Here is a 23748-nt window from a genome sequence, read left to right on the forward strand (position 1 = left end):
CACACGTCATAGGCTTTCATTGCGTCTCCAACAATTCCATAAGGTGAAATTAAGTTAAATTCTCCACAAGCTTATCAACCACATTCCATCGTCCGTTCTCTGCGTCATTGGACCTTGTACGTAGTCGTACAGTTATTTCACTCCATATACTCTTTTGCTACTTCTACTAAATTATTATTATCATGCACTCCACCATTTATGTGAATAAAACCTCCTGTAAAAAAAACATACAAAACACTGTACTTTATTAAATCTTGATCTGATTCATAAAATTGTAACGGGTTCTCACCATACGAGTACTTATCCTTAAATTTAGGAAACCCAAACTTCAGGTTGTATTGCCAAACAGACCGGTCTAACTCAAAAATAAATTCAGACTGATCTTTCAGCTCATCATAATCGAACAAGATTTCTCTATTAATAGCTTTATTTATTAAATGACCTATTGAGTCGCTAAATTTAAACTTCTTATCTAAGACAAGACAAAGCCTCCTCAACGTAATACATGCTAATCTATCATCGTTCAACACAACATAGATTTCTTCTCTACCTAAAAAATCATGCTCATAATCTCTCTCATTATTAAAGGTATGTAAGATCTCATCATTTACAGATCCTAGCTTTTTGTCACAGTTCTTACCTTTCGACCCACAGCTGGTAATTCCAAAACTAATAAATATAAAAAGAGACAGAATTGTTATTAATCTCATCATTTCTTGAAGCTTTTATCATTTGTTGAATTTTCTAGATTTTTCCTTAAAAACATTTTTCCTTCGTATGTCAATCTTTCAGGAATATTGTATATCCGTCAAAAATACATTTTCATTATGTAGTGCCTCATTTCAGCGGGAATACCTTCTTAATTAGACGAGATATTCCAGCCAAGTGTTGTCTAGATATATTGTAAGGGAATAATTTGTGTAATTTTCTTTTATAAATGTACATGTCTATTTACTTTAGGTCTTTTTGGTAGGTATACAATGTATAAGCTATCACCAGTTTCATACTCTTCATATATAGTTTCGCCCATAATTTCCATATTATCAACTTGAAACTTATAATCATACTTATAGTCCATTTGGGTCCCACTTTCATCCTAAATTAAGGAACTTCAACATAGACGATCTCTCCCTCCATACACTTGATCGTGACCAATGAAGATTCTGAAATGATTTCTTCAAAAAAGCTTGGAAGTAATATTTTTTTAACAATTCTATAATCAACATAATTAACTACAAGTATTTCTAACTCTGTAATGATCCAAATCCCTCCCTTAATGAATCTAATATCATATAAAAGATAATCTAGTTTAACAACCGATCTGAAAGCTTTTTCCCCAAATTTAATAATTGAAAACATCTGATCAATACCTAAACAGTAAAAGCTATTATCATAACCTTTTACAACAGGATCTATAGTATCGCTTTGCCATGAAAATTTAAAGCTTATTGATCCATTTGTAATAACACCAAAGCGTCTCGCTGATTTTTCCTCGTGAAATAATGTAACGCAGTCTAGTTCGCTAAACTCAACAAATGAAATTTCTTTGTATATTATGCTCATCCTTATTTAAAAATTCTTGGAATAATAGTAGAAACTGACGGCTTACCCACCATTTTCCCTACTTCCTAAAAAAAACCAACCATTATCTCGTCCTGAAAAAACTTTACAGATTTAACAATCCTTAAAAAATATTTATAGTTTTTTCATAGAAATTATTTTTTCTGTCCCTTGTTATTATCTTTCTGTCAACCTCTGTAAACCTAATTTACGGGAACTCCTAAGCTACCTGCTTGTATGGTTTGTTGTCAGATAGAATTGAATATATGATTTTTTATCCCGACAAAAAAAAGTATAATACTTTAAATATTAGTAAGTTATATGACAAAAAAATACAAATTAAAAACAAAGATTATTTTAAAAAAATAATTTAGGTAGTTTTATTGAGTTAGTTTATTTCTGTCCAAAGATTCTAAGTTAGTTAGGACTTCAATTATACAACTAATTTCCTTTATTTTCGAACATTAAAATCGTTAATATTATTTAACTTTAATTCTGCTATTTCCTTCTTACATAATTCAAAAGATGTAAATCAAAACAGGCAAGGCCACCACGAGGGTTAGAGGAATAAGTTGTAAATTAGTTTCACTAAACCAATTGTTATAGGCCTAATTAGAACAGGACAAACAAAGTATTCTCTACGCCCTCGATGCAATGATTAATAACGTGAAGCTAAAAGCTATTCAATAAAAAAGCCCGGAATTAGCGGGCTTCTGTTTTTATAGTTCGACTACTTTCATAAGAATTTATGTAATAGCCACAAGAATCATTGGTAAAATGAAGTCCATTATTGGTTATTCCATCAATCGAACGGATAGGATACAAATTGATCTGTGAATCTTCCGAGATATTTTTTATTCTCAGTTGCTCATAATGTAAATCAATTGCCCATCTACCTTGTAAAAGTTTTAGTTTGTCAATATATTTCACATCCTATATTTACATCAAACACAATAATTATGTCAGGATCAGTAAGAAAAAGTAAAATATTCGGAATCACTACAGCTGAGACAGAAAAGCAAGATAAAAGACGATGGAATAGAACTTTCAGGAAAGTTTGTAAAAAACTAATCCGTCTCGAGAAAAACGCCACAGTTAAAATTCAAGGCGTTACTGACGTTTGAGATGGAGCAAAAGAAGGAAAGCAATATTTTCACGGGGCTACAAAAAAGGATATGAGAAAATAGCTGACAACTTAAATCTTGGTATATCCTGATAGTATTGCGAGATATCTTCCCAGGCTTAGCATTTCTTTTGATTAGTTAGTGTTGTTTCACTATTTATGATTTATGTGTTTTTTAATTATCACTATACAATTCACTTGTATAATTTAAAGGATTTGCACGGTAAATCCTCAATAGAAAGGGATTGGTAAAAGATTTTGTATATTAGTTTGCCAATACAATTATTACTAACAATTTAAACCAAATACTCTAAATGTCAAAATTTAATGAACTAACTCTAACTAATTGGACAAAGTCACCAAGTGAAAGCGAACAGACTAAACTTGAAAATTCGGAAAGAATGGTTAGAGAAGCAATTAGCTATAATGAAAAGCTTAAACATAAATCTTCAGAGACGTTTGGACAGGGATCTTATGCCAATAACACAAACGTTCGTCTAAATAGTGATATAGATATTAACGTTCAGTATACAGGCGGTTTTTACTACGACTTACCTACAGAAAAAACCAAAGAGGACGTTGGAATAACACCTATTTCATACACGTTTACAGAATTTAAAAACGATTATAGAAAATGCTTTAATAGAAAAATTTGGGCGTAATGAAATTGTATGAAATGATAAGTGTATAACAATCAAAGGAAATAGTTACCGAATAGAAACAGATGTTGTACCGAATTGGAACTATCGAAAGTATTCAACTGACGGCTCCTACGTCCTTGGAGCTAAATTCTTTTCAAACAAAGGATGTGGGGTTACTAATTATCCAAAACAACATATTCAGAATGGAATAAATAAGAACAACAATACATCGAGAAGATTTAAAAAATTAAGGGTTCAAAAGGAAGTCAAGGTTCTATAACATAGATTCTTTATTGAATAATTTTTTCGAACTATAAACCAAATAACAAGTATGAAAAAGCAAAGGTTAAAAGAAATTTCATTCGATGAAATTCTTAATCGAGAGGAGATGCAGGAAATCTTTTTTGGGTTTGGATCTGGGTCTGGATCTGGAAAAGGTTCTGGATCCGGAACAACTCCACCCAATTCAATCTGTATAGCTACCTGTCCCTGTCCTGATGAAAGTACTTATCAAATAATGATAGGATGCCTTCATGATTGTAGGGCCGTAGATAACCAAGGAGTGGAATGTCTGGATGCAGAAGGTCAACCAAGTGGTTCCACAACCTGTCATGGAACAAAATCGAGGTGTTTCCAATCTTATAGCACCTAACCATTGGTTTGAAAAATTTTGGAATTATGAGGATAAAAATTATCTGGATTTCGTTTTTGATCGCTTTTACTTATGGAACCCGTTGTTCCGGCCAGGTGATACAGGTTCAACTTCATCAGAGGACGGGAGCTGAAAATGGAAGGACTATCATTAAGGCATACCCATCCAAAGGATATCATAAGATTGATGGGCTCGATTCAAGTAGATTTGATCTTTGGCAGCTATATAGCTTCTCATTCAATTCAGATCAGGCAGCAGTCGAAAGGGTTGGATTGGATTACCTGTCCGAGATTGGCGAAAAGATCGATAATAGATTGATCTATATCGACGGAATCCCTAAAAACAACGTACTGGCATTCGTTGGTATCGGAAAGGACAGCATGATACACGTTGCTGTCGATAAAAACAACAACAGTGACTTGTTGGATGAAGAATGGCATACGTTTAAGAAAAATGCGGATAAAGAGAAATTTGAATCCGATTACATACCTTTAACCTGTGATATTTCATATTTTGATGGGAACAAAATACGGGATACCATCCTGTCCTTTGAACTCAATGTGGTCAGACCTCCACAAGGTTATAGCGGTATTCCGGGAATCAGTGATAAAGATACTTTAAAAAAGTTATGCGAAATCCAGCTGATGAAGATCTCATACAAAGAAGGAAAACTGGATTATAGGGGAAAGACCTACAGAGTAAGGATATCAGACCCTACCTATAACCTCTATCCGTTTGATCAGGAATATTCCCTAGTGGTAGAGGAGCTGTCTTCTGATGGAAAATCATCAAGTTATACCTATCAATCCGTTTCGGACGATCCGGTACGTATCGGCCTTGGTCTCTTTAAAGTTCCTGACAGGGTCAAAGACAGGATCAGCTTTACCTATTTGAGGGATGCTCCTCCAGAGAATGGCCAAATTGGGAGAAAATTACCTTCAAGTTCATTCATTGACTTGGCCAATGGAAAAAAAATCAAAACTATCCAAGCAGACGGGAACCGTTATCTGATTCTGGACCTGTGGGCGAGTTGGTGCGGCCCCTGTATTTCGGCAATGCCCGAACTTCTATCGGTCAGCAAGAAGTTTCCTTCCGAAAAAGTTCGGGTTGTTAGCCTGGCCATTGACAAGCCTGAAAACATTGAAAAGATCCAGACTATAATCACAGAAAACGGTTTAACCTGGCCACAGTACTATCTGGATTCAGAAGGAACTGGTTCCGTTTTCCTCAAAGACATTGAGATACAATTCTTCCCGGCAACATTCTTGATTTCCCCGGAAGGACTTGTCCTCTATAGGGGTGTATCCGTCAAAGCGCTCGAAGAAGTCGTTAAAGAGCTAGAATCAATAATGACAGAAAAGTATAATAAAGACAATTGGAAATGAAAATTAAAACCTTCATAATAAATCTCGAAAAGAGAACCGATTGAAAAGCTCACATTCTCAATTAATTTATTGGAAGAAGTGATTTTGTTATAAATGTAATTCCAGCTATCGAAGATGTTAAAGGGAGTAGTGGCTTGTGGTCGACTATTACTGAAATTGTAAGGAACAGGATCGAGGAAAGTGACGATCTTATCCTTTTGGTTGAAGATGATCATCAGTTTACGGTCCATTATGACCTCGAACAGTTTTTCTACAATATTCAACGGGCCGATGAACTGCAAGGACGTCCTGCTCGGAGGAATATCTTGGTTCGATGACGCAATCAAATTATCCGAATCCCTTTTTCATATCAATACTTTCAATGCAACCCAATTTGTAATCATTTACAGACGATTTTTTGATAGATTAAAGGCAGGACTGGACACTTCAAAAGGCACCGAAGATATCAATTTTTCAAAACTAGCTAAAAAAAGGCTGTCATCTATCCTTTTATTTCCCATCAGGCCGAATTTGGTTATTCGGACTCCACCCCGACGAAAAGCGAAGAGGGTTACGTCAGCCAATTGTTCGTCCATTCCGAAAAAAGGATCGGCATGAACAAAAAGATAATGCAACATTTTAAACAACTGTTCCACGAAAACAAATGATCATGAAAACAACTGGTTCTAATGAATCTTCCGGTACCTCAACTTATATTATGAACTTTGGCTCTTTTGATCCCGAAAAGGAGAGGAAAAATATCGAGGAACAATTCGGGTCAAGGCAAGAGTTCAAAATGCACGGATTTCCCACATATAGAAAGATGGGGGCTCTTGTTGACATCTGCAGGAGGTCTATGGACAACGAGGAAGATTTTGTTATTGTCTCGAAAAGTTCCTTTCAATTTAACGAATCGTATTCTTTTGGAGAACCCACTGATCATATTCAAAACGCGTATACGTTGGGAGCAAAATTGCTTTTGGGGCCGATTGAAAGGTACAGGGATGCAATTTATCTGAAACAGGGGCTATTTTGCGTCCATACCATTGGAAAAACTCCATTTTTGTTCTCTTTAGGGAAATATTTGAAGATATGATTGCCACATTGGAATATGAATTTGTTTATACATTTGACGTGATGCTGTCATTAATTACGAGCAACAAATTTATCATGGCCCCAAATTTTGGTCTAGATTCGTCTGGGGTAGGAAAATATGACTTAGAGAGCACAAAAAATAGCCTCATAAAATTGAGGGAGGACACCATACTTTTTCGAAAGTCATCTCGAATGTTTCAAGACTGATTAAAGACAATTCCGATTCAATAAAACTTCCATATACGATGATAATAGTAATGTTACGTGGCGTATTGGGAAATCAGATGTTCCAATATGCTTTTGGCAGATATCTTGTCTCAGATTCAGTACAATTCAGTATTTTTTTTGATCGAGAGAGCATTTGAATTCGATGCGGAAATACACAAAAAGATAGAAGATATCCAGAACAAAATATCTACGAATACGGAGTTTCTCATCGTGGTTTCCGGTTATTGGCAATCACCTAAATATTTTGAAGCAATCTCCGAATCTTTGGTCCATGAATTCAGGTTGGATATTGACATGAACGGACATATCCTGGAAACCACCAAATTGAGCCGATACAAAAAGTAATTACAACTGATTTATAGACAGTTAATTCATACAAGGCACAAATCAAGTACAATTATTAAAAATAAGTCTTTACGGCAAACTCGAATTGAGAAATAAAGATACGTTTAAACGCACTAATATTATTTAGCTCATAAAAGATAAGCATAGCCTCTTTGTATTCAATAGAATCTACAGTCCGAAAAGAAATTGGACAATAACCCTCAGCAATTAAAATAGCATTACTTACAATTCTAGCCGTTCTCTTATTCCCATCAACAAATGCTTGAATGTATGAAAGCAAGGCAAGTGACAACAAAGATTTCTCCAAAGGATTTTGCTTTTTATTAATCAAATTACACATCGCTTCCAAGGCTTCTCGAATCTGATATTCGTTATCTAAAGGGACATAGTTTGTACCTAAAATACCAACTCTATTTTGCCTAATATTTCGGTCTACGTCTAAATCCTTGATCAAGATGCTATGGATATCTTCAATACTTCTTATGTTTAAGGGAACAACATAATCGGGATGTTCAATGATGAAATTTAATGCCTCCTTATGATTAAGCAACATTGCTGCATCATCTTTCGGCTTACCAGATGCTGTTTCTTTTTCTTTGAGCAACCGCTCCGTTTCCAATAACGAATAAGTATTCCCCTCGATTTGAGAAGATTTCCAACTGAAATCAATAGCCAAACGCTCTAATTCTTTATTGTATGCTGAAGGAGATAATTTTGAAATATTTTCTAAAAACTTCTCGTGTAAGCTATTTAGATACTTATCCTCTTCAGGAGTGAATAAACTAACATCAGCCAAAACATCTAAAATGCCAAAATCAAACGCATCTTTTATCTCTCTTTGATCCTGCTCATTTTTAAAATACTCATTGATATCTAAAGGATAGAAAAGATCATAAGGTGTACTCAGGGCATAGTTTGTACCTTTTCTCTTACCGTCACTAACAATAAGTCCCTTATCATACAGCTTCTTTAAACAACGCTTAACGGTCGCATAACTAAAAGATTCTTGTAGTCCAAGATGAATATCCTTTGAAGAAGTTAACGGATTCTTCCTAATATAATCTAATATAATCTCTTCTTTCATTCTTATAGCTCATTTGATAAGTAAATATAGCTCATTTAATTGAAAAAATGAGCCATAAAATCAATAAGAATGAGCTATAAAACAATTGGCAATTAGATTTGGGTCATAAAAAATAGATATACAGGTCAATTATCCTCTTAAATGAGCCACAAACTGCACCTAATTGAGCTTCAAATAAAAAAAAAATCGAAACACAACGATTCTATTTGCACGACACAAAAAGTGTTAAACATTGATTTTAAACTATTTAAAGTTTAAAAAAATACAAATATTATTCGAAAAAATAAGTTTAAAAATCTTCCATTATCTGATTAAATGTTATTAAAGTTGGCATTAAGTGTAAGTAATGAGATTATCAAAATCTCTTGAAATATACTGAAATTTACTTACCATTCTAGCTCTTTTTTTCGTCGTCTAAATTCCGTTTGTATTTGCCCTGTTGCAATTACTATTATTTAAAATCACCGTGTATTTTTTCATATCTCAGGAAGTCAAAGTACATATCTTCATATCCTTCAGTTTTCAAATTTTTAATTAAAAACTCTCTAAAACGACTTTTATTAATTTCTTTTTTAAGAACATACTCATTTTTAGCGAATTGGATTATAGCTGTTTCGTGCAATACTTGAAAAATAATCCAAGTAATTAAATCTTCCCAATCTCCTGCCGAGGAAGCAATCTCGTCTGCTTTCTCATAACTTGATATTAAATTACGAGAATCAAAACCAGCTGTCTCAGTTTCCATTTTCCCATCTGAAATATCTATAAAACTTGGATAATATTCCAAAACATCTTTATATATTTTTTCAAATTCCATTTTAATTCCCAATTACTTTACCATTTTGATCTATTGTGGTCCTTCCTCCTGACTTTTTGGAATTATTACCCATAGTTCCTTTTGGTCATGCTTTCCATTGATTTCCTTCATTATTTTTATTCCCATAGGATGTATGACTCTTTTTATATATTTCACCAGTTTTAATTCTTATCCAGTCCTGCTTGTATAGTGAAAGCTCATAATACCCCTCTGTTGCGAATTATTGGATAGTTTTATACCATGGCTTATCCTAATATAGGTTTACAGTTTTTGGAATAAATTTATTTCAAATAAATGAACACATCCAAAATTTACTAACGCAAAGACGGTACAATGAATATATGAAAAAAGAGGCAATAGTACGAGTCCTTTTTATCGGGGAGAGTGCTATTGATGTCGTTGAAACCATGGGAATCTACAGTGTGTCAACAGTTAACCTTTGTGTAAATACATATTGCAGAAAAATAGAAGAAGGATTAATAACTTTATCTATATGACTGAGAAACAGAAACAAGATTTGAATGTCCTATCCGCTTCCATTTGGACGGTTTTTTAGTTCTGCGGAGCATAACAGGACGGAAAAAAGCCTGAAATTTTGGAGTGCTTTTATATTATCTTTCTCTAATTCTTATCATTTGTCCTTGTGAAGTTTCTAAATCAAAAGTATAATTTTTGTCTTTTGATAAGGGTTCTAATCTTTTCCTATACTTCTTTTTGTCCAAATTGTAAATTTTAAGAATAACAAAGGTCTGTTCAAACCAATTCTTTCCTATTTCAATTTCGTAATTATAAGTTTCCTGTTTCCCTTTAGATGAATATTGGTAATAATCAAATTGAAGAAATAAGGTAATTTCTTGTTCTGAAAAAATCATATTATAGTCTTTTGAACTCAATGATAGATTTCCAGCGTGGTAGCTTACTTCTATTCTTTTTAAAACATTCGTACCTTGTTTAGCTATAATTAAAGGTCTTGATAATGATGTTGCAATTTCCTCATCAACACTAATTATAAAATCAAAATTCTTTCTATTTTCTTGTGCCATAGAAAACTGATATACAAATAGGCATAAAACCCAAAACACACACTTTTTCATAATCTTTAATTTTTTAGTACATTTTGAATAGCTTTCCTGTAAGCTCTTCTTGAGTCATTGTATTCCTATCATAAATAACTGCTACATTTGTTCTGTTTGGAACATTTAACTGATTTTTACCTTTGATATAAATCAATTACTGATTATAAGGCTCAACCTCAAAAAAGCATCTGTCAAAATTGGGCAAGCTAATAGTCAAAAGGTTAAACTTCTCGGTGTCTATTGATTCCTCAAAAATTTTAAATAATATCCTGCTTTTGTAAAGTTCCGTTCCTGATACATCAACATTCAGACTAAAACTGATTTGGTTTATAGCAGTTCTTTTATCCCACAAGTGCTTTGATTTAGGCAACACGATATCCTATATGTAACTAAGCGTATATATACAGCCTATTAGATAAGCAGCAAAGCCCAACCTTTCCTGATGGGCTTTGCTGGCATTTTATTAGTACTTTCTGGCGTACCCTTCCCAGTTTTTTGGGTATTTCTTTTTGATTTCTCTTAATATGTAATCCGGGATCGGATCTTTATAATAATCCTGTTTCTGCACGATCGCAGAGGTCGTATCCGTCGATCCCTTCCTGATCACAGCTCGTACATTCCCCAGATGGTCCGTCAGATTGTAATGGAACACATAGGTTCCGTTGCTGTTCTGCAGGTATCCCTCTTCCGTTGCGATCAGATCAATGACCTGAGTACATGTTCCCTCCTTCTTGTATTCAATACCACGGACATAGTCGCGGGTCGTCTGGATACCATTGACATTCGAGAACTTCTGAAGTTTAGTACCCACAGCATCATACTGGTAGGATACCGAGACCCCTGTCCTGGTAGCTGTCTTTGGCAAGTTCAAGTGGCTATAGGTAAAGGCTGTTCCCATCCGGTCCGTTGTCGAATTGCCGTTCACATCATAGCTGTAGCTGAACAGGCTCAAACTAATATCTGACATATTAAAATAACAATAAAGTAAATTTATATTTACGTCATAGGGAGAATTATTTTTCCTTTCTTTATATCTCGTTCAAATATTTTTAAATTTTTTTTTCCATTAGATGAGCCTAATTCGGCAGCTTTCTTGTATAAGCTATAACTTATACCAAGATTTTTTTTTACGCCAACTCCTCGTTCATAAAAATCTGCCAAGTTATTACTTGCTTCAGCAAACCCAGCTACAGCAGCTTTTGAGTACCAAAATATGCACTTTTTAACATTATAAAGAGGATTATTTACCCCCAAGAAACTCATCGAATCAAAGGTTTGAGCATATCTGAATTGACCTTCAGGATTTCCCGCATAAGCAGATCGACGAATTAGTTCAAAATAATTTCGATACACATTATGCTTTTCCTCAGAAGAAAGTTGATTTGGGTATTCGCTGATTTTATCAAGTAACTTTAGAGCTTCTTGTAAAAGTTTACTTCCTTTCATAATTTATTTTTTTGAATTCCACCACTCCCAAAAACCTTCCGGTGCCAATTTTGACTTTGTTCTACCTGTATGGCTATCTTTTTCTAATAGGTTACCGGGATTGTTTGGATCGGGCCATAATTTTTTATACGGGTTGTTTATTGCACTTATAGTCTTATTCCGTTCTCCTTTACTATTAACCATCCCATCTATAATTTCAGAAAGAGATAAGGTCCCATAAGATGTCGTAGAAATGGTTGCTGGTGACACATCTAATTCGTCTCTTTTAATAGCTAAATATGCAGTGGAAAATGCAACCGGACCTAGTGTTACATCTGCATATGGTAAAGGACCGTCTATCATTACTCCAATTGTCCCAGTTGCCATCCCAATTGTTAAAGCTTTAGAATAAGCAGGTAGAGAAGTTTCTTCTTTCTTCTTCACTTACTTAACCTGTTATTACTACTTCTTCAATCGCTAAAACATCCTTTTGTGGATTATAATTATTTGGCAGCTTATCTGTGGCCGCAATGGTATCAAGACCCAATGGATCTATATATTTTAAAGGATCATTCAATACGTATGCAAAAGTGTTAACGTTATAGTGATTATCCACCAGTGGATCGATCACGTTCCACCTTCCTGTCTCCGCATCATAGAACCTTGCCCCGTAATCCAACTGATCTCCAAGCTCAGCCTGTCTCTCCTTACCATTGTAAAAATAGTTATTTATCCCGCAAGTAACAATACCCTTGGTCTTTCTGAATGGATAATAGTTTTGTTTCTGCACCACTATTGTGGTCGTCGGCTAGGACCCCTTCTTAATCACTGTCCGCACGTTGCCAAGGTGATCCGTTAGATTATAGTGGAACACGTAGGTTCCGCTGTTGTTCTGAAGGTATACTTCCTCCGTTGCAATCCGCTCGATAACCTGAGCTCCTGTACCCTCCTTCTTGTATTCAATGCCTGCAACATAATCCCGTGTTGTCGCTATTCCATTGATCGTCGATCTCTTCTGAAGCTTTGTGCCCATCACATCATAAACATAGGTAACAGAAGTGCCTGACTTGCTTTCCGTTCTTGGAAGGTTCAAATGATTATAGCTAAAGGTCATCCCTGTTCGATCCTTGGTTGCACTGCCATTAGCATCATAGACCACATAAGTCATGAAATTGCTATTATCGATCTCATTGTGGAGACTCTTGCGCTTCAACTGTCCAATCTGATTGTATTCATTGCTGCTCAGGACCACCTCGGTCTGATTGTTCATCTTCTTGATCGTCTGCAACAGCCTACCCACATGGTCATATTTATTCTTGGTCAGTAAAGTAGTTGTCGGCCCGCTGACAGATGGCTTATGCACATGCGTGCTGCTTAGCAGTTCTCCCGGGAAACTGTATGTATTGGTCACCACATCGGTACCATTAAGATGGTTCTGGGAGGCCGATTTAATCAGCCTGGCGCGATCATCATAGTAATTGATCGTCAGTAGTGAATCTCTTCCCTCAAGAGGGTCCTAGTATACCAACGATCCCGTCAAAAGGGTTCTTGTTTTTGTAGATTTGGTTATTCCTGTTGGTTGAAGGGTAGTTGTATAATCTGTTACACTCCGCTTCTCTCACAAAGGTCCAGTGTGGCCATTGACAAGTGTTTGCATCTGTACCCGGGATACCTGCACTGTATTAACGTGCAAACCAGAGGTGGAAACTCTGCCGAAGGCATAGTATTTCGTAAAAATCCATTCCATTCTGCTTCGCTGCAGGGCATCTTGGCTCAGAATGGCTTGGTCATTCTTATTGTATACGATGTACTCCCATCCCTTGCCTGGTATCTTCTTCTCTACCAATCTTCGCCTTTCATCATAGCGGTAGGCGTAGATCAGTTTTCCAAAGTTTGTATTGATATCCTTTAATGAGGTTCCTTTGATCCCCAGAGGATTACGTAGCGTAAGGTCCCCGAAATCATCGTAAATACAATACGTATCCAGAAACTTACTAGAGTTATTCCACACCCCTTGAGCACCACACGGTCTTGAAAGTTCTTATATTCATCAACAGTATCTCCTCTACCGACAGAGGATACCCAGTTCTCGTCCTTAACATTTATTTTATAGAGCGTACCTGCAGGGGATATTAACAGTAGGTAACATGGAAAATTTTTGGAGATATATCCAGTAATATCAAGCTCATCTATACCAGATGAATTATAGGGTTGTCTAAACTTCTGGGGACTCTCAATTGAACAGATTTGGTTTATTATAAATTCTGCACTAACTTTTCTTTAAAACATATTATAAAAGATTAAAAAGAGGCCAAATGTTATACCCAATATTAGAGATAAAATGACCTGAAGTTTACTTAGTGACAAAGAGCGACTATCATCTGATCTCCTCCTAATTCTTCTAAAAAAGAAAAAAAGCTGTAAACTTGAAACTATCACAAAGGCGAGACCAAACAGCAGTCGAAAAAGATTATTATCGTTCATTTTGTAGTATTTTTATTTTTTCTTGTATTGCCTTATCATAAACTTTCCCTACTTCTCCCGCCATATTGCTAATGATAAACTCTGAAACTTCATTACTATCTCCATGTTACACTTTCCTTGTTCCCTCAGCTCCCCAATTTCCCAGGGATGATGGGCAAGTTCCAGTGCGACTGTTTCCTTTATCGAAGCGGCAAAGAAGATCACTTTGGCACTGGGTATAACCCTCGACTATCTCGCAGGTGAGACCCAGCAGCTTGGCTTTCAACCGCCGAAGGTGGAATAGGATACACGATAAACAGCTTGACAAAGGCGAAAAATAGCACGTGATCGCACCATTCGACGCATTCCTCGTCAAGAACAAGATGCAGATGAGATACTAAGAGACCTATACAGAACGTCCTTTATTCCTCTTATTCCAAATAACCTATATCAATGGCCTTATTTAGATCAAACAAAGTAAGTGGCTTATATTCCTTCTTCTTTTTATACATTATTAAACGAAAAAGACTTGGTAATATCCGATCGCCTTCACTAGGAAAGTAATCGTTAAAACGGAACTTGGAAAGATCTACTTTAAACTGCTCTTCGAAACAATTCAACAATTCAATTGCATCATCGCCATAGATATTTAGATCATGGTATAGTCTCACGTTTTCGTCGAGAACCATATCAGTGGAATTATACTCTTCCAATAAATTAATCAGCCTCGTATTCATTATTTGAACCATTTTTTATCATCCTTTCCATACCATTTACTTGGATCATAATGTTAACCAAGCTCATAACTTAATTCTGTAATAGTGATTTCCCATCCGGCATAAGGTACCGCACGACCTGCTGCACCCACTCCTCTGGTTCCAAGCATTCAATACAATAGGCCTTTCGCGGCAACTTATAATTAGTTCTCAAAGCACCCTGAACAACCCGATCGTCCATCTCAACGACTTCGAATCCAGATGTCCATGCCCTAGCTCCTCCTCCAACATCACCGAATTTAGGAACCAATCGGTTTTCCAAAACAATCAAGGAAGGTGCTACTGGATTTACCCTAAACCTCCGCCTTTTCTGGTTGCATTCTCTGATTAACCAGGAATAGCATCTTGAACTCCTTTGCCCGTGAGAGCCGTAACTGCCCAATCTTGAACCCATGTCTCCGCATTTCCTCCGCAAACGGACCCACCATGTTCCAACGTCTTAGCCCCCACAATATAGAGCCAAGCCCCGTAATCGTATTGGATACCACCACCTAACTCATCCTGCTTCTTCTTACCATCGTAAGATACTTATTATCGGCCCCAAATGCAAAAGATCGCTGCTTACCAAATGGATAATTATCATCCTTCTAAATCGTCTCCATCACATCGTTCGTTATGCCATTGACGGATAACTGCAAAATGTAACTACCAAACAGGTGTTTGGATAAAACAAATATCCCTGGCTTACAGCTTGGGATATTTGTTTTTTTTGTTTTCTCTTTAAAACAACATTATCGAGTTTTAATTTATTTCTTTTTTTTATCACACCCTTAAATTCTCGTTGGTTCATGTAACCATTGGAGAGCATAATGCCAATGTCTTTTACTTCGTTACATTTTAAAAATATAGTATCATCTTTATGTTCCCATACTCCAATACATTCTGGTCGATAATCGTGTCCTTGTATTTTAAGTGTAAACGCATTATCTGTTTTTAATTCCAAAGAATATTGGATTGATGTATTTGGCATAGAACCATTAGACACACCATAAAAACTACCAATCAAATCACTGCTAGCAAACTTTTTGCTTACAGAACAAGAGAAGATAAATCCGCTCAATAATGTCAATAAAATATTCAATTTCATAATTATTAGTTATTTAGAATATATGGTTGGGACTATACTTCTTAATGTTGATCTTGCAGGTAATGATTGCAAAGTACCTCTTAAATGTGATCAATTGATTGTAGGCTCTTTTTGCAAGTATATAACGTATAAGCTATCACCAGTTTCATACCTTTCATTTGTGGTTTCCCCTGTATATTCTACATTATCTACGTGAAACTTATAATCAATACTTAAAGTCCCTTTCGCCCCTACTTTCTTCCTGGAAGTTACTAGACCTTTGGTAAGTTTACTATTATTAGCTAGGCGATAATCCTCAATTGTTTCGGTTGTTCCATAAATAAATTACCCTACTAATAGCAGTATCAATACCGTTCCTAAATGAACTTTCCAGGTTTTAATATGTAAATATCAGTTTGATATTTTAAAAAGTGGTGTATCTTCATTCCCATTCTTTTTGCTCATATAACCTTGTTAATTTATTTTCTTATCGATTTTCCGTTTGGCCACTTCACGAACTCCTCCTACGGCAACTCCCCCTTGCACCTTTGTTAATCGTTGAATTAATTCCTTTTGGTGTCTTCTATTTTGCCTTTCCTGAGCACAAAACCCAGCAATTGTAAAAAAGTTACCAGGCTTATTGAGCTTTAAGTTTTAAAAGTTGGATTAAGCTTTATAAAGTCATTTAACATATCTCCATAATCATCTTCTTGTAGATTTTCTATAAGATCCTGTTTGATTTTATCTATGTTCAGTTCTGTTTTTTTTATCTTATTTCTGCCTTCGTGAAACTGATGTTTGGCTATATCATGAAGATTTCCAAAAACTATCCAAGCCATTAAATCATACCATTCACCTTTTAATTTTGATATAATTTCGACCTCATTCCAAATTAAAGACAAGTTCTTAAACAAAACTCCATTTCCAGTTATTTCTCCATCAGAGATATCAATTACCTCTGGCCATAGTTCCATGGATTTTTTATATAATTCTTCGAATTTCATATTCTTATTAATTTCCAACTACAATTCCTTTTTGATCAAGAGTAGTCCTTTCTCCCGATTTTTTAGAGTTCGGGCCAAAATCAGAGGTACCTTTAAGCCAGACTTTCCACTGATTCCCTTCGTTCTTTTTATTGCCATGAGAGGAATGGCTTTTCTGATATATCTCACTCATTTCCTTATTCTTCCATCCTTGATCTCTTCGTTTTTTCTTAATCTTTTCTATTTCAGTGTCGGGTGTTGGTAATTTCTCCCCTTTCTCGTGTTTATTAGAATTGACAGCATGTCTATTATTGTAATTATAAATCTTGTTTGCAATAAGCACTATTAAGAGCAGTGCCAATAGTCAGAATAGTTTTAGCAACAGGGTCCGGATCTGCCCAAGCCAAATCCCATGTCGCACCTGTTATTGCGCTCGTAGTCAACAAAATCTTTCCAGCCGCCTTTGTAAAAGTTTTAGTTTGTAAATATTGGAATTTTCACATGAAATAATAAAATAAACGATAATAATCGCAAAAATTTGCTTGAATGTGTTATTCATGTTTACTCAAATCTAGATAACTATTTCCAAGTTTTATTAAAAAAAACAATCTTCCATCGATTGGTTTCCTTATTCAAGTTAACAAAATCCATGACAAAGATTAACTGGCTGGAGAAGGTAAAAAAACAGGTTTTAACAAGTAGACACTCAAACTTATCGATGAGATCGAAGAACTCGAACCATCCATTAAAGATTGACTCCTGGACATGACCAATGCAATTATTCGCGATGCCAAAACAGGTAAAGCATATTCATAGTAAAACAACAAAGCCCTCAATCGAGGGCTTTATTTGTGTAATCATTTCTATAATTGACTAAAAGACTTAAAACTCTCTATTAGGTACTTGAGTTTACTAGCATCACCATAGCCTATAAAACGCTTCCCGTCTGAACAAAATTTGATCCAATCGTTTTCAGACTTATTTACTAATACTTCAGCAAGCTGTTTACCTTCCAATGGAGTACTAATCAAATCAATTTTAATAGACCAACCAGGATTATCTAATGTTTCTATTAAAACACCAGATGTATGTTCCCAATCTCCATCGGAATTATCAATATACCATTTTGATACCCAATCTATTAATTCCATATTAATTATTCTTTTTCGGTAATTATTCTGGTTTTGGAACATCAACCAAATCACTGTGTTCGTCAATGAATTTTTCAATTTCTTTTAAAGACAAAAGAGGGTAATCTTTCTTGAAAACATAATCTGGCCAATTGGTAGCCTTCACTTTGATTTCTTGTGCTCGAATATTGCCTTTAACAGCAAGTTTTTCTAACAGATTCTCAACACCAATTCCAACCTTATCAAATATAATCATATTCTTTGCTTTCCAATCAGATGTTGAATTATTGGAGTTGGCAGAAGTGAAAAAGGTTTGCCATTCTGACCCCCCTTGATTATTATACAGGCCCCCAAAACTTGTTGAATAGGGAAAATATAATTGGAAAACACCACCATCTTGAGCATCTAAATAGGCACTCTCCAGACAATAGAGTTCCAAAATTCGGGAATCCATTATTTCATTTACAAATGAAAATTGAAGCTTCCCATTGAATTCTTTTGGACCCTGGGACGCACTCCAGGTATATTGAGACTTCGGCAATAAAACATTTTGGGATCTTGATTCTAAAAATGAATAAATAAATGTCAAAATAGTCAATATGATTTTTAATAAGTTATATTAATTAGCTAATCTATTTCTCTTTGACTACAAAAGGAAGGGATATCCTTCTCGGAATGGTAAATCGTTATAGGTTTTTCAATTTTCTACATCATCTGGATTAATCCCGTCCTTACTCGAATATGGAACTTTAAATCAATGCAAGGCGAATTTAACAGTTGCTATCCATCCTTTCTGATTTCTAAAAATTAACAAATAATTTATTATCAAAATTTAAGTAAATGTATAATAATTTGGTTAGGCTGCATAAACACTTATGCAATCTATCAGATAAGCAATAAAGTACCAGAATGACCCGAATTTCACTCTCGTTACCTAAACAACACTTCTTCTATTAGGATTCAGATAATCGAATTCATTAGCATCGAATTTAACTTCTAATGCCTCCAAACCAAACACTTTTTTATATTCTACTTCTGCTTTTGTTACTGGTATAAGCCAATAAAAATGAATATCCTTGTTCTTACAACGCATAATCTCCAAATTTGGTCCATCTAAATATGGCAGAGAAAGCAATCCAAATGATAATTCAGAAGAGCCTTGCCAGGAACGGCCCAAATTCACAGTATGCCCCAAATCAAGATTAGACTCTACATTATGATAATAACAAATAACGCTGAGAAGTTCAATAATTGAATCATCTTGTATAGATGAAAATATATGCAACTCAATGGGGGATTTATGCGTATGAGTAGACATGCCACAAGTAGCATACATCCACATTTCTCTAGATGAATAAGGCTTATATTCTAGTATAGAAAAGTGTGGTACAGTTTGCATGATTGGTCCGTTTAACCATTTCCTTTCTTGAAAGTCTCCATTCCAAACACTTGAGTAATGACTTATAATTTTACTCTTATAATCTTCAGCACTATAATTCATATTTCTTCTTTTGATCCATTGAATATTTTTTTGCTTTACCACCTTGACTGTTAGATTCAGCTCTATCTTGATTTTTCATCCTCGTTCTATCATTTGCACTAGCTTTTCTTTCCTCTGGTGACATTTGATGACCTGGCTTCTCTCCAGTACTTCGGTCACCATCATAGTATCTTTTAATTAATTCAGGTTCATGGTCGACCACCTCCATTAATTGCACAATTATCATACATCTTACTATGAGAAAAATTCGCCTTCTGTATTTATTTGCTTATTCAATGCTGAACCTTCCCTATTGGTACTTTGCATTCCGTATGTAGATAACCCGATAGCAACCAGTTTTTGTTCTCTAGTATATTTAGAATGAATCCCTAATGCAAAATTAACATCTAATTCAATGCAGGGAATCTCTTCAAATGATATCTGAATATCATTAAAAAAATAATGAACAAAACCATTTATTATACATTAATCCCTTTTTTCATAATTAACTTTTCCTTTTCTCACTCAATTCATCATCCTATTGATTAAAAATCTATTAACTTCACTTCCGGATATCCCCTTGCAATAATAATTATTATTCCATCATCATGCCTAAAAACGAAACTAAAAAAATCCTGATTATCAATTATATTATAACTACCTTTAATAATGATTTCATCCGTATAGACGGATTGATTTAGTAAAAAAAAGGGATTTTGAAATATTTCAAGACTATAATCGTCTAAAAATTTTAGCGCAACAGTTTCTGTCAATTTTTGATAAAATATTACACCATATCCAAAATTAAACTCCAAATACTTCTCCTCAGATTCCAATGAGAATTTAAGCATTAATTTCTCGGACTCATCAATCAAACTCTGAAAATAAATTTCTTTTATTGGTACTTCTAATGGGTACCACTTCTTCAATTTCGAGTTATCGTTCATATCTAAATTTTATTTTTGATCCATCAGGATTAACAACCTCAAGTGTTGATGCATTATCTTTTGAACTACCATTTCTTAAATATATCTTTTAATCAATCTGATAGTTTTCCAGCGCGACCATCTTTATCTGGAATTGTTCTTTGAGTTTTAGCCCCTAGCGAATCATAATCTTTATTTGCTTGGTTAATTCCTCCTTTTCGTTTATATTGAACATCCTTTTTCTGATTTCTGATTTTAATTTTTTCTGAATCGTTCGCCAAATCGTCTACAGTCTATCTATATTGACTTTATATCTATCGGGCATTATATCTGGAGAATATAAACTATATGGATCTGCACCTAACCATATTAGCCCAACAGTTATTCCTTGGATATTTTTTGCCATTAAATCGCCTGCTTGCCAACCTGTCCAAGCAGCAAAACCTATAGGATTGACTTTTGCTATTGAACTTAAGTTTGATACTTATCTAATTCTTATTTTTACAACGGTTTCTATAACTCCTTGAAGAGTATCTTATGCTGATTTCCCATCTGCACCCACAAACCTTATTGGATAATTCATCCCATAATTATATGGCGAACCTTCATCAAAATACTCTACCAGGGGATCCACAACATTCCATCGTCATATTTCGAGTCATAGAACCTTGCTCCATAATCCAATTGGTCTCCAAGCTCGGCCTGTCTCTCCTTGCCATTATAAAGATAATTATTTATCCCTTCAGTAACAATACCATTGGTCCTTACAAATGGATAATGGTATTGTTTATGTACCACTATTGTGTTCGTCGGTCTCGATGCTGTTTTGAAGATACCCTTTCTACGTTGCGATCCGCACTAAGATTCATGGAAGTTTGAATTAGGTAAAGCGATAAAATGGATTGTTCTTATTTATTTCCGAAATAATTTCTATCGCCTCCGAATGAGAAAAAGCATAATATTGAGCTAGCATCAGATAAACACTTGCGTATGCATAATAAATATTTGTTGCAAATATTCCTGCATCGTCGGTTCCTATGACTATAGGAGGTATACTAAATCTGTCACCTGGTATCCAGGAACTCGAACAGCTCGAAGAGAACAAGAAACAGGCGCTCTACGACTTTATTGACGCCTACATTAGGGATACACAAGCCCGCAGGAAATATGGTCTATAAATAGCACAACCCGATCTTTATCGGATTGGACTGCACAGTAAGAGGTATCTGCTAAAACTTTAGTCGTATTTTAAGTTCAGCTAGCTTGTCGCCAAATGCCTTTACATCTAATGGACCTTTAACATTCGACTGAATCAGACTATCGCAATTTACTGAATCACAATTGACAATTGACAGATCAAATGATTTGCTTGCTATCCAGTATCCCTCTTTGCGACTATCGACTTCGATTGTCTGGACAATAATCCAATCCTTATTCGATTTCACCTTTTCTACATACATATTGTACTGCCAGCCAATCGCGGGGATAACATACAGACCGCTTACGCAACATTGGTTATTGTAGCCCGTACAATAGACAACAGCTCTATCCTCACGTTTGTCGCCTTCAAGCAGAGTATACCTTTCACCTAAATCGATGGAATCGCAAACACACGACTTTAGAAGAGCAATTAGCAAGATTGCTACAATATTTATTGAGATTTTCATCGGATTTTGTTTTTTAATAAAATTTTAATTTGAAGAATTAAGCCTTCCTAGACCATAATAGTACACTCTGAAACCATGAGTGTCATTCAGGCCTCTCCGAGATCTTTCAGCCCTTATAAGTGTATTCCTTAATGCACCAACACATGTAATTCTAAAGCCTCTGTGTTATGTTTGCATAGGGCATATTAAGAATAAGATAAATGGCTCGGCAGTTCACCTGCAAAATTGAACGTATTGATGACGCAATCATGTTATTTGCTAATTAGATTTTTTTGTCTTATATTATTAAGATTATTTTAAACTATTTAAGTGATCTTCAAGTTTCTTAATATTTGTTAAATTATTTAAATATTTATCTTCAAAATTATAATTTACATCCACATACTCAAACGTCTGGATTCTTATAAGTTCCCCCAATATATTATCTAATAAAATTTCCCCAAGCACATGTTCGGTTTCGATATCAAAGAAAGATATATTATTCGCAATTAACACTATGTCGTAATAGCTAACATCAGTCTGCAATAAATAATACCCCCATTCACTAGCATTTACATTCAGTTTTTCACCCTTATAATTAAAATTAAATATATAACATGATTTTTTTTTTGCTTTGTTGAATAAAATTCCCAATTTCTCAATTTAGGTGCAAAAGAAATAATGTGTTCCGTCAATGGAAGTTTTTCAATATTACCGTTTGGAGATATCACGAACATTCTTTCTTTTGATTGTCCTGGTCCAATCTCCCATGTAAATGACCCAATTTTATCTAGTTTAACGGTGAATTTTCTGTCATTATTTAATTTTCATCGTTCTTTTTTGTTAGATTGAGAAATATTAAGTAATTCTTTATACTTTTTATTAAATTCTTCCGACTTTTTCTCATTAAATTCATTTCTCTTATTGTCCAATTTATTAACAACCCCACGATCATATATTGCTTTCTGTTCTTTATATCTTCCTCCTTGAGTATTATCGGGGTCATAAGTGTCAATTACTTTTGCTTTAGTCCTATCTCTTCCATCTTTCGATTTTCTTGTTGTAGCAACTCCAAAGCACTAGGAATAGATTTATTATGTCTACCAACATAAGGATCACCAGAAACTGTATATTCGCCATCAACCTCATAAATTGTTCCTGTTTCTTTATTTTTCTAATTATCGCTTTGACTTAGAACAATTGGTTTTGAAGATGATCCTGATTCTGTAAAACTTTCATAGAGATAAACCGCCCCCAGACCAATCCGATGAAAGATTGGGCTTTTATTTTTAACAGGAACCGAGAAAACAGAATGGTTAAGAATAAACTGCAAATAGTTTTTTTGCAAATAACTCAAAAGATACCCCATTACAGAATTCGACATAATAATAAGATTTACCGTCATCAGTAAACTCTCTTAGCCCACTTTGCACCTCGTACTTCCCACGATATAGACTATCAATTGTTTTTACATCTTCCAAGTCTCCAAGGTTAAAGGACATCTTATTTATCTCAACTTCTTCAAACACCAAGTCAACCTTTTTTTCTTTATCTTCACAAAATTCAAACCTCAAATACAATTCTTTTGAAACATCTGCATAACTAATTGAATGGCAATCATAATCATTGTGCAGATCTATATAATTACCAATATCAACCTGTATAGTTAACAAACTATCAAGCAGTACGGGAGATTTTAACTCTATTTCGTTATTCCTCATTTCAGACTCTCAATGTATTTTCTTATCGTTCTTATTTCTGATTGAGTTAATGGCTCAGCATGCTTTGTAGCTCTCGAGACTATTTACACTTCTCTATCAATCCTATTCATTTTGTAAACTTGTTTAAACGGAGTTTTTACCCCGCCG

At 34.8% G+C, this 23748-nt stretch carries 34 protein-coding genes; 5 read left to right on the forward strand and 29 right to left on the reverse strand.

Translation table 11 applies throughout. The features are described from left to right. Positions 1-137: 137 nt before the first annotated feature. The 3 genes from AC6CHH_RS05720 to AC6CHH_RS05730 form a co-directional block, all read right to left on the reverse strand. Positions 138-713: a hypothetical protein gene (locus AC6CHH_RS05720; protein WP_498280637.1), complete on the reverse strand. Its 576-nt coding sequence runs from the start codon at positions 711-713 to the stop codon at positions 138-140. Between the two features lie 388 nt (positions 714-1101). Next, positions 1102-1563, reverse strand: coding sequence for a hypothetical protein (locus AC6CHH_RS05725; protein WP_498280639.1), 462 nt, complete (start codon positions 1561-1563; stop codon positions 1102-1104). 699 nt (positions 1564-2262) lie between these two features. After that, positions 2263-2490 carry a hypothetical protein gene (locus AC6CHH_RS05730; RefSeq protein ID WP_498280641.1) on the reverse strand — a complete coding sequence of 76 codons (228 nt, stop codon included), beginning with the start codon at positions 2488-2490 and terminating at the stop codon, positions 2263-2265. A 507-nt stretch (positions 2491-2997) separates the two neighbouring features. Here AC6CHH_RS05730 and AC6CHH_RS05735 point away from each other — a divergent pair. The 3 genes from AC6CHH_RS05735 to AC6CHH_RS05745 all read left to right on the forward strand — a co-directional run bounded on the left by AC6CHH_RS05735 (position 2998) and on the right by AC6CHH_RS05745 (position 5361). Then, positions 2998-3345 (forward strand): nucleotidyltransferase family protein, encoded by a 348-nt coding sequence (locus AC6CHH_RS05735; RefSeq protein ID WP_498280643.1) that lies wholly within the window; start codon positions 2998-3000, stop codon positions 3343-3345. Positions 3346-3655: 310 nt separating this feature from the next. After that, positions 3656-3976 carry a hypothetical protein gene (locus tag AC6CHH_RS05740; protein WP_498280645.1) on the forward strand — a complete coding sequence of 107 codons (321 nt, stop codon included), beginning with the start codon at positions 3656-3658 and terminating at the stop codon, positions 3974-3976. A 26-nt stretch (positions 3977-4002) separates the two neighbouring features. Beyond that, the gene (locus AC6CHH_RS05745) at positions 4003-5361 is read left to right on the forward strand and encodes a TlpA family protein disulfide reductase (protein ID WP_498280647.1); all 1359 of its coding nucleotides are present in this window, start codon (positions 4003-4005) and stop codon (positions 5359-5361) included. Between the two features lie 383 nt (positions 5362-5744). Here the strand turns inward: AC6CHH_RS05745 and AC6CHH_RS05750 are convergent, their stop codons facing one another. Then, complete coding sequence (locus AC6CHH_RS05750; protein ID WP_498280650.1) at positions 5745-5978, reverse strand: hypothetical protein; 234 nt, start codon at positions 5976-5978, stop codon at positions 5745-5747. A gap of 32 nt (positions 5979-6010) precedes the next feature. On the opposite strand from AC6CHH_RS05750, the gene AC6CHH_RS05755 reads away from it, so the two are divergent. Next, entirely contained in the window at positions 6011-6436 is a 426-nt protein-coding gene (locus AC6CHH_RS05755; protein WP_498280653.1) for a hypothetical protein, read from the forward strand. A gap of 299 nt (positions 6437-6735) precedes the next feature. Then, a complete protein-coding gene (locus AC6CHH_RS05760; RefSeq protein WP_498280656.1) occupies positions 6736-7008 on the forward strand; it encodes a hypothetical protein in 273 nt (90 codons plus the stop codon). A 55-nt stretch (positions 7009-7063) separates the two neighbouring features. Here the strand turns inward: AC6CHH_RS05760 and AC6CHH_RS05765 are convergent, their stop codons facing one another. The 25 genes from AC6CHH_RS05765 to AC6CHH_RS05885 form a co-directional block, all read right to left on the reverse strand. Next, positions 7064-8092: a Fic family protein gene (locus tag AC6CHH_RS05765; RefSeq protein ID WP_498280658.1), complete on the reverse strand. Its 1029-nt coding sequence runs from the start codon at positions 8090-8092 to the stop codon at positions 7064-7066. Between the two features lie 451 nt (positions 8093-8543). Beyond that, a complete protein-coding gene (locus AC6CHH_RS05770) occupies positions 8544-8909 on the reverse strand; it encodes a hypothetical protein (RefSeq protein WP_498280661.1) in 366 nt (121 codons plus the stop codon). Positions 8910-9520: 611 nt separating this feature from the next. Further along, entirely contained in the window at positions 9521-9952 is a 432-nt protein-coding gene (locus AC6CHH_RS05775) for a hypothetical protein (protein ID WP_498280664.1), read from the reverse strand. 496 nt (positions 9953-10448) lie between these two features. Next, the gene (locus tag AC6CHH_RS05780) at positions 10449-10937 is read right to left on the reverse strand and encodes a hypothetical protein (RefSeq protein WP_498280667.1); all 489 of its coding nucleotides are present in this window, start codon (positions 10935-10937) and stop codon (positions 10449-10451) included. A 44-nt stretch (positions 10938-10981) separates the two neighbouring features. Continuing rightward, positions 10982-11431: a tetratricopeptide repeat protein gene (locus AC6CHH_RS05785; RefSeq protein WP_498280669.1), complete on the reverse strand. Its 450-nt coding sequence runs from the start codon at positions 11429-11431 to the stop codon at positions 10982-10984. Positions 11432-11434: 3 nt separating this feature from the next. Further along, a complete protein-coding gene (locus tag AC6CHH_RS05790) occupies positions 11435-11854 on the reverse strand; it encodes a hypothetical protein (RefSeq protein ID WP_498280671.1) in 420 nt (139 codons plus the stop codon). Positions 11855-11858: 4 nt separating this feature from the next. Beyond that, positions 11859-12200, reverse strand: coding sequence for an RHS repeat-associated core domain-containing protein (locus tag AC6CHH_RS05795; RefSeq protein ID WP_498280673.1), 342 nt, complete (start codon positions 12198-12200; stop codon positions 11859-11861). 18 nt (positions 12201-12218) lie between these two features. After that, positions 12219-12680 (reverse strand): hypothetical protein, encoded by a 462-nt coding sequence (locus tag AC6CHH_RS05800; protein ID WP_498280675.1) that lies wholly within the window; start codon positions 12678-12680, stop codon positions 12219-12221. Positions 12681-13028: 348 nt separating this feature from the next. After that, positions 13029-13421, reverse strand: coding sequence for a hypothetical protein (locus tag AC6CHH_RS05805; RefSeq protein WP_498280677.1), 393 nt, complete (start codon positions 13419-13421; stop codon positions 13029-13031). 883 nt (positions 13422-14304) lie between these two features. Beyond that, positions 14305-14610, reverse strand: coding sequence for a DUF1493 family protein (locus AC6CHH_RS05810; RefSeq protein ID WP_498280679.1), 306 nt, complete (start codon positions 14608-14610; stop codon positions 14305-14307). A 70-nt stretch (positions 14611-14680) separates the two neighbouring features. Beyond that, positions 14681-14920 (reverse strand): hypothetical protein, encoded by a 240-nt coding sequence (locus tag AC6CHH_RS05815; RefSeq protein WP_498280681.1) that lies wholly within the window; start codon positions 14918-14920, stop codon positions 14681-14683. Positions 14921-14976: 56 nt separating this feature from the next. Then, complete coding sequence (locus tag AC6CHH_RS05820) at positions 14977-15099, reverse strand: hypothetical protein (RefSeq protein ID WP_498280683.1); 123 nt, start codon at positions 15097-15099, stop codon at positions 14977-14979. A 163-nt stretch (positions 15100-15262) separates the two neighbouring features. Continuing rightward, positions 15263-15736 (reverse strand): hypothetical protein, encoded by a 474-nt coding sequence (locus tag AC6CHH_RS05825; RefSeq protein WP_498280685.1) that lies wholly within the window; start codon positions 15734-15736, stop codon positions 15263-15265. A 626-nt stretch (positions 15737-16362) separates the two neighbouring features. After that, positions 16363-16719 carry a hypothetical protein gene (locus AC6CHH_RS05830; protein ID WP_498280687.1) on the reverse strand — a complete coding sequence of 119 codons (357 nt, stop codon included), beginning with the start codon at positions 16717-16719 and terminating at the stop codon, positions 16363-16365. A gap of 7 nt (positions 16720-16726) precedes the next feature. After that, positions 16727-17059: a hypothetical protein gene (locus AC6CHH_RS05835; protein ID WP_498280689.1), complete on the reverse strand. Its 333-nt coding sequence runs from the start codon at positions 17057-17059 to the stop codon at positions 16727-16729. Between the two features lie 502 nt (positions 17060-17561). Continuing rightward, positions 17562-17849, reverse strand: coding sequence for an immunity 53 family protein (locus AC6CHH_RS05840; protein ID WP_498280691.1), 288 nt, complete (start codon positions 17847-17849; stop codon positions 17562-17564). A 22-nt stretch (positions 17850-17871) separates the two neighbouring features. Further along, positions 17872-18369 carry a hypothetical protein gene (locus tag AC6CHH_RS05845; RefSeq protein ID WP_498280693.1) on the reverse strand — a complete coding sequence of 166 codons (498 nt, stop codon included), beginning with the start codon at positions 18367-18369 and terminating at the stop codon, positions 17872-17874. Between the two features lie 393 nt (positions 18370-18762). Further along, complete coding sequence (locus AC6CHH_RS05850; RefSeq protein ID WP_498280695.1) at positions 18763-19329, reverse strand: suppressor of fused domain protein; 567 nt, start codon at positions 19327-19329, stop codon at positions 18763-18765. Further along, positions 19319-19555 (reverse strand): hypothetical protein, encoded by a 237-nt coding sequence (locus AC6CHH_RS05855; RefSeq protein ID WP_498280697.1) that lies wholly within the window; start codon positions 19553-19555, stop codon positions 19319-19321. The genes AC6CHH_RS05850 and AC6CHH_RS05855 overlap by 11 nt, the downstream gene beginning before the upstream one ends. 298 nt (positions 19556-19853) lie before the next feature. Beyond that, a complete protein-coding gene (locus AC6CHH_RS05860) occupies positions 19854-20255 on the reverse strand; it encodes a hypothetical protein (protein WP_498280699.1) in 402 nt (133 codons plus the stop codon). 92 nt (positions 20256-20347) lie between these two features. Further along, on the reverse strand, positions 20348-20515 hold the full coding sequence (locus AC6CHH_RS05865) for a hypothetical protein (protein ID WP_498280701.1): 168 nt from the start codon (positions 20513-20515) through the stop codon (positions 20348-20350). 337 nt (positions 20516-20852) lie between these two features. After that, positions 20853-21032, reverse strand: a complete 180-nt coding sequence (locus AC6CHH_RS05870) for a hypothetical protein (RefSeq protein ID WP_498280704.1) — start codon at positions 21030-21032, stop codon at positions 20853-20855. A 431-nt stretch (positions 21033-21463) separates the two neighbouring features. Then, positions 21464-21901, reverse strand: a complete 438-nt coding sequence (locus AC6CHH_RS05875; RefSeq protein WP_498280706.1) for a hypothetical protein — start codon at positions 21899-21901, stop codon at positions 21464-21466. Positions 21902-22192: 291 nt separating this feature from the next. After that, complete coding sequence (locus AC6CHH_RS05880; protein ID WP_498280708.1) at positions 22193-22534, reverse strand: hypothetical protein; 342 nt, start codon at positions 22532-22534, stop codon at positions 22193-22195. Between the two features lie 662 nt (positions 22535-23196). Then, positions 23197-23601, reverse strand: a complete 405-nt coding sequence (locus tag AC6CHH_RS05885; protein WP_498280710.1) for a hypothetical protein — start codon at positions 23599-23601, stop codon at positions 23197-23199. Between the last annotated feature and the right edge of the window lie 147 nt (positions 23602-23748).

The organism is Sphingobacterium sp. GQ94 (genome assembly GCF_059758715.1).

What these genes read in the sequence shown, in the direction of transcription:
- AC6CHH_RS05720 (WP_498280637.1), bottom strand. Translation starts at nt 713, where the DNA reads ATGATGAGATTAATAACAATTCTGTCTCTTTTTATATTTATTAGTTTT.
- AC6CHH_RS05725 (WP_498280639.1), bottom strand. Translation starts at nt 1,563, where the DNA reads ATGAGCATAATATACAAAGAAATTTCATTTGTTGAGTTTAGCGAACTA.
- AC6CHH_RS05735 (WP_498280643.1), top strand. Translation starts at nt 2,998, where the DNA reads ATGTCAAAATTTAATGAACTAACTCTAACTAATTGGACAAAGTCACCA.
- AC6CHH_RS05740 (WP_498280645.1), top strand. Translation starts at nt 3,656, where the DNA reads ATGAAAAAGCAAAGGTTAAAAGAAATTTCATTCGATGAAATTCTTAAT.
- AC6CHH_RS05745 (WP_498280647.1), top strand. Translation starts at nt 4,003, where the DNA reads ATGAGGATAAAAATTATCTGGATTTCGTTTTTGATCGCTTTTACTTAT.
- AC6CHH_RS05750 (WP_498280650.1), bottom strand. Translation starts at nt 5,978, where the DNA reads ATGTTGCATTATCTTTTTGTTCATGCCGATCCTTTTTTCGGAATGGAC.
- AC6CHH_RS05755 (WP_498280653.1), top strand. Translation starts at nt 6,011, where the DNA reads ATGAAAACAACTGGTTCTAATGAATCTTCCGGTACCTCAACTTATATT.
- AC6CHH_RS05765 (WP_498280658.1), bottom strand. Translation starts at nt 8,092, where the DNA reads ATGAAAGAAGAGATTATATTAGATTATATTAGGAAGAATCCGTTAACT.
- AC6CHH_RS05770 (WP_498280661.1), bottom strand. Translation starts at nt 8,909, where the DNA reads ATGGAATTTGAAAAAATATATAAAGATGTTTTGGAATATTATCCAAGT.
- AC6CHH_RS05775 (WP_498280664.1), bottom strand. Translation starts at nt 9,952, where the DNA reads ATGGCACAAGAAAATAGAAAGAATTTTGATTTTATAATTAGTGTTGAT.
- AC6CHH_RS05785 (WP_498280669.1), bottom strand. Translation starts at nt 11,431, where the DNA reads ATGAAAGGAAGTAAACTTTTACAAGAAGCTCTAAAGTTACTTGATAAA.
- AC6CHH_RS05800 (WP_498280675.1), bottom strand. Translation starts at nt 12,680, where the DNA reads ATGAACAATCAGACCGAGGTGGTCCTGAGCAGCAATGAATACAATCAG.
- AC6CHH_RS05810 (WP_498280679.1), bottom strand. Translation starts at nt 14,610, where the DNA reads ATGAATACGAGGCTGATTAATTTATTGGAAGAGTATAATTCCACTGAT.
- AC6CHH_RS05825 (WP_498280685.1), bottom strand. Translation starts at nt 15,736, where the DNA reads ATGAAATTGAATATTTTATTGACATTATTGAGCGGATTTATCTTCTCT.
- AC6CHH_RS05830 (WP_498280687.1), bottom strand. Translation starts at nt 16,719, where the DNA reads ATGAAATTCGAAGAATTATATAAAAAATCCATGGAACTATGGCCAGAG.
- AC6CHH_RS05840 (WP_498280691.1), bottom strand. Translation starts at nt 17,849, where the DNA reads ATGGAATTAATAGATTGGGTATCAAAATGGTATATTGATAATTCCGAT.
- AC6CHH_RS05850 (WP_498280695.1), bottom strand. Translation starts at nt 19,329, where the DNA reads ATGAATTATAGTGCTGAAGATTATAAGAGTAAAATTATAAGTCATTAC.
- AC6CHH_RS05855 (WP_498280697.1), bottom strand. Translation starts at nt 19,555, where the DNA reads ATGATAATTGTGCAATTAATGGAGGTGGTCGACCATGAACCTGAATTA.
- AC6CHH_RS05860 (WP_498280699.1), bottom strand. Translation starts at nt 20,255, where the DNA reads ATGAACGATAACTCGAAATTGAAGAAGTGGTACCCATTAGAAGTACCA.
- AC6CHH_RS05875 (WP_498280706.1), bottom strand. Translation starts at nt 21,901, where the DNA reads ATGAAAATCTCAATAAATATTGTAGCAATCTTGCTAATTGCTCTTCTA.
- AC6CHH_RS05885 (WP_498280710.1), bottom strand. Translation starts at nt 23,601, where the DNA reads ATGAGGAATAACGAAATAGAGTTAAAATCTCCCGTACTGCTTGATAGT.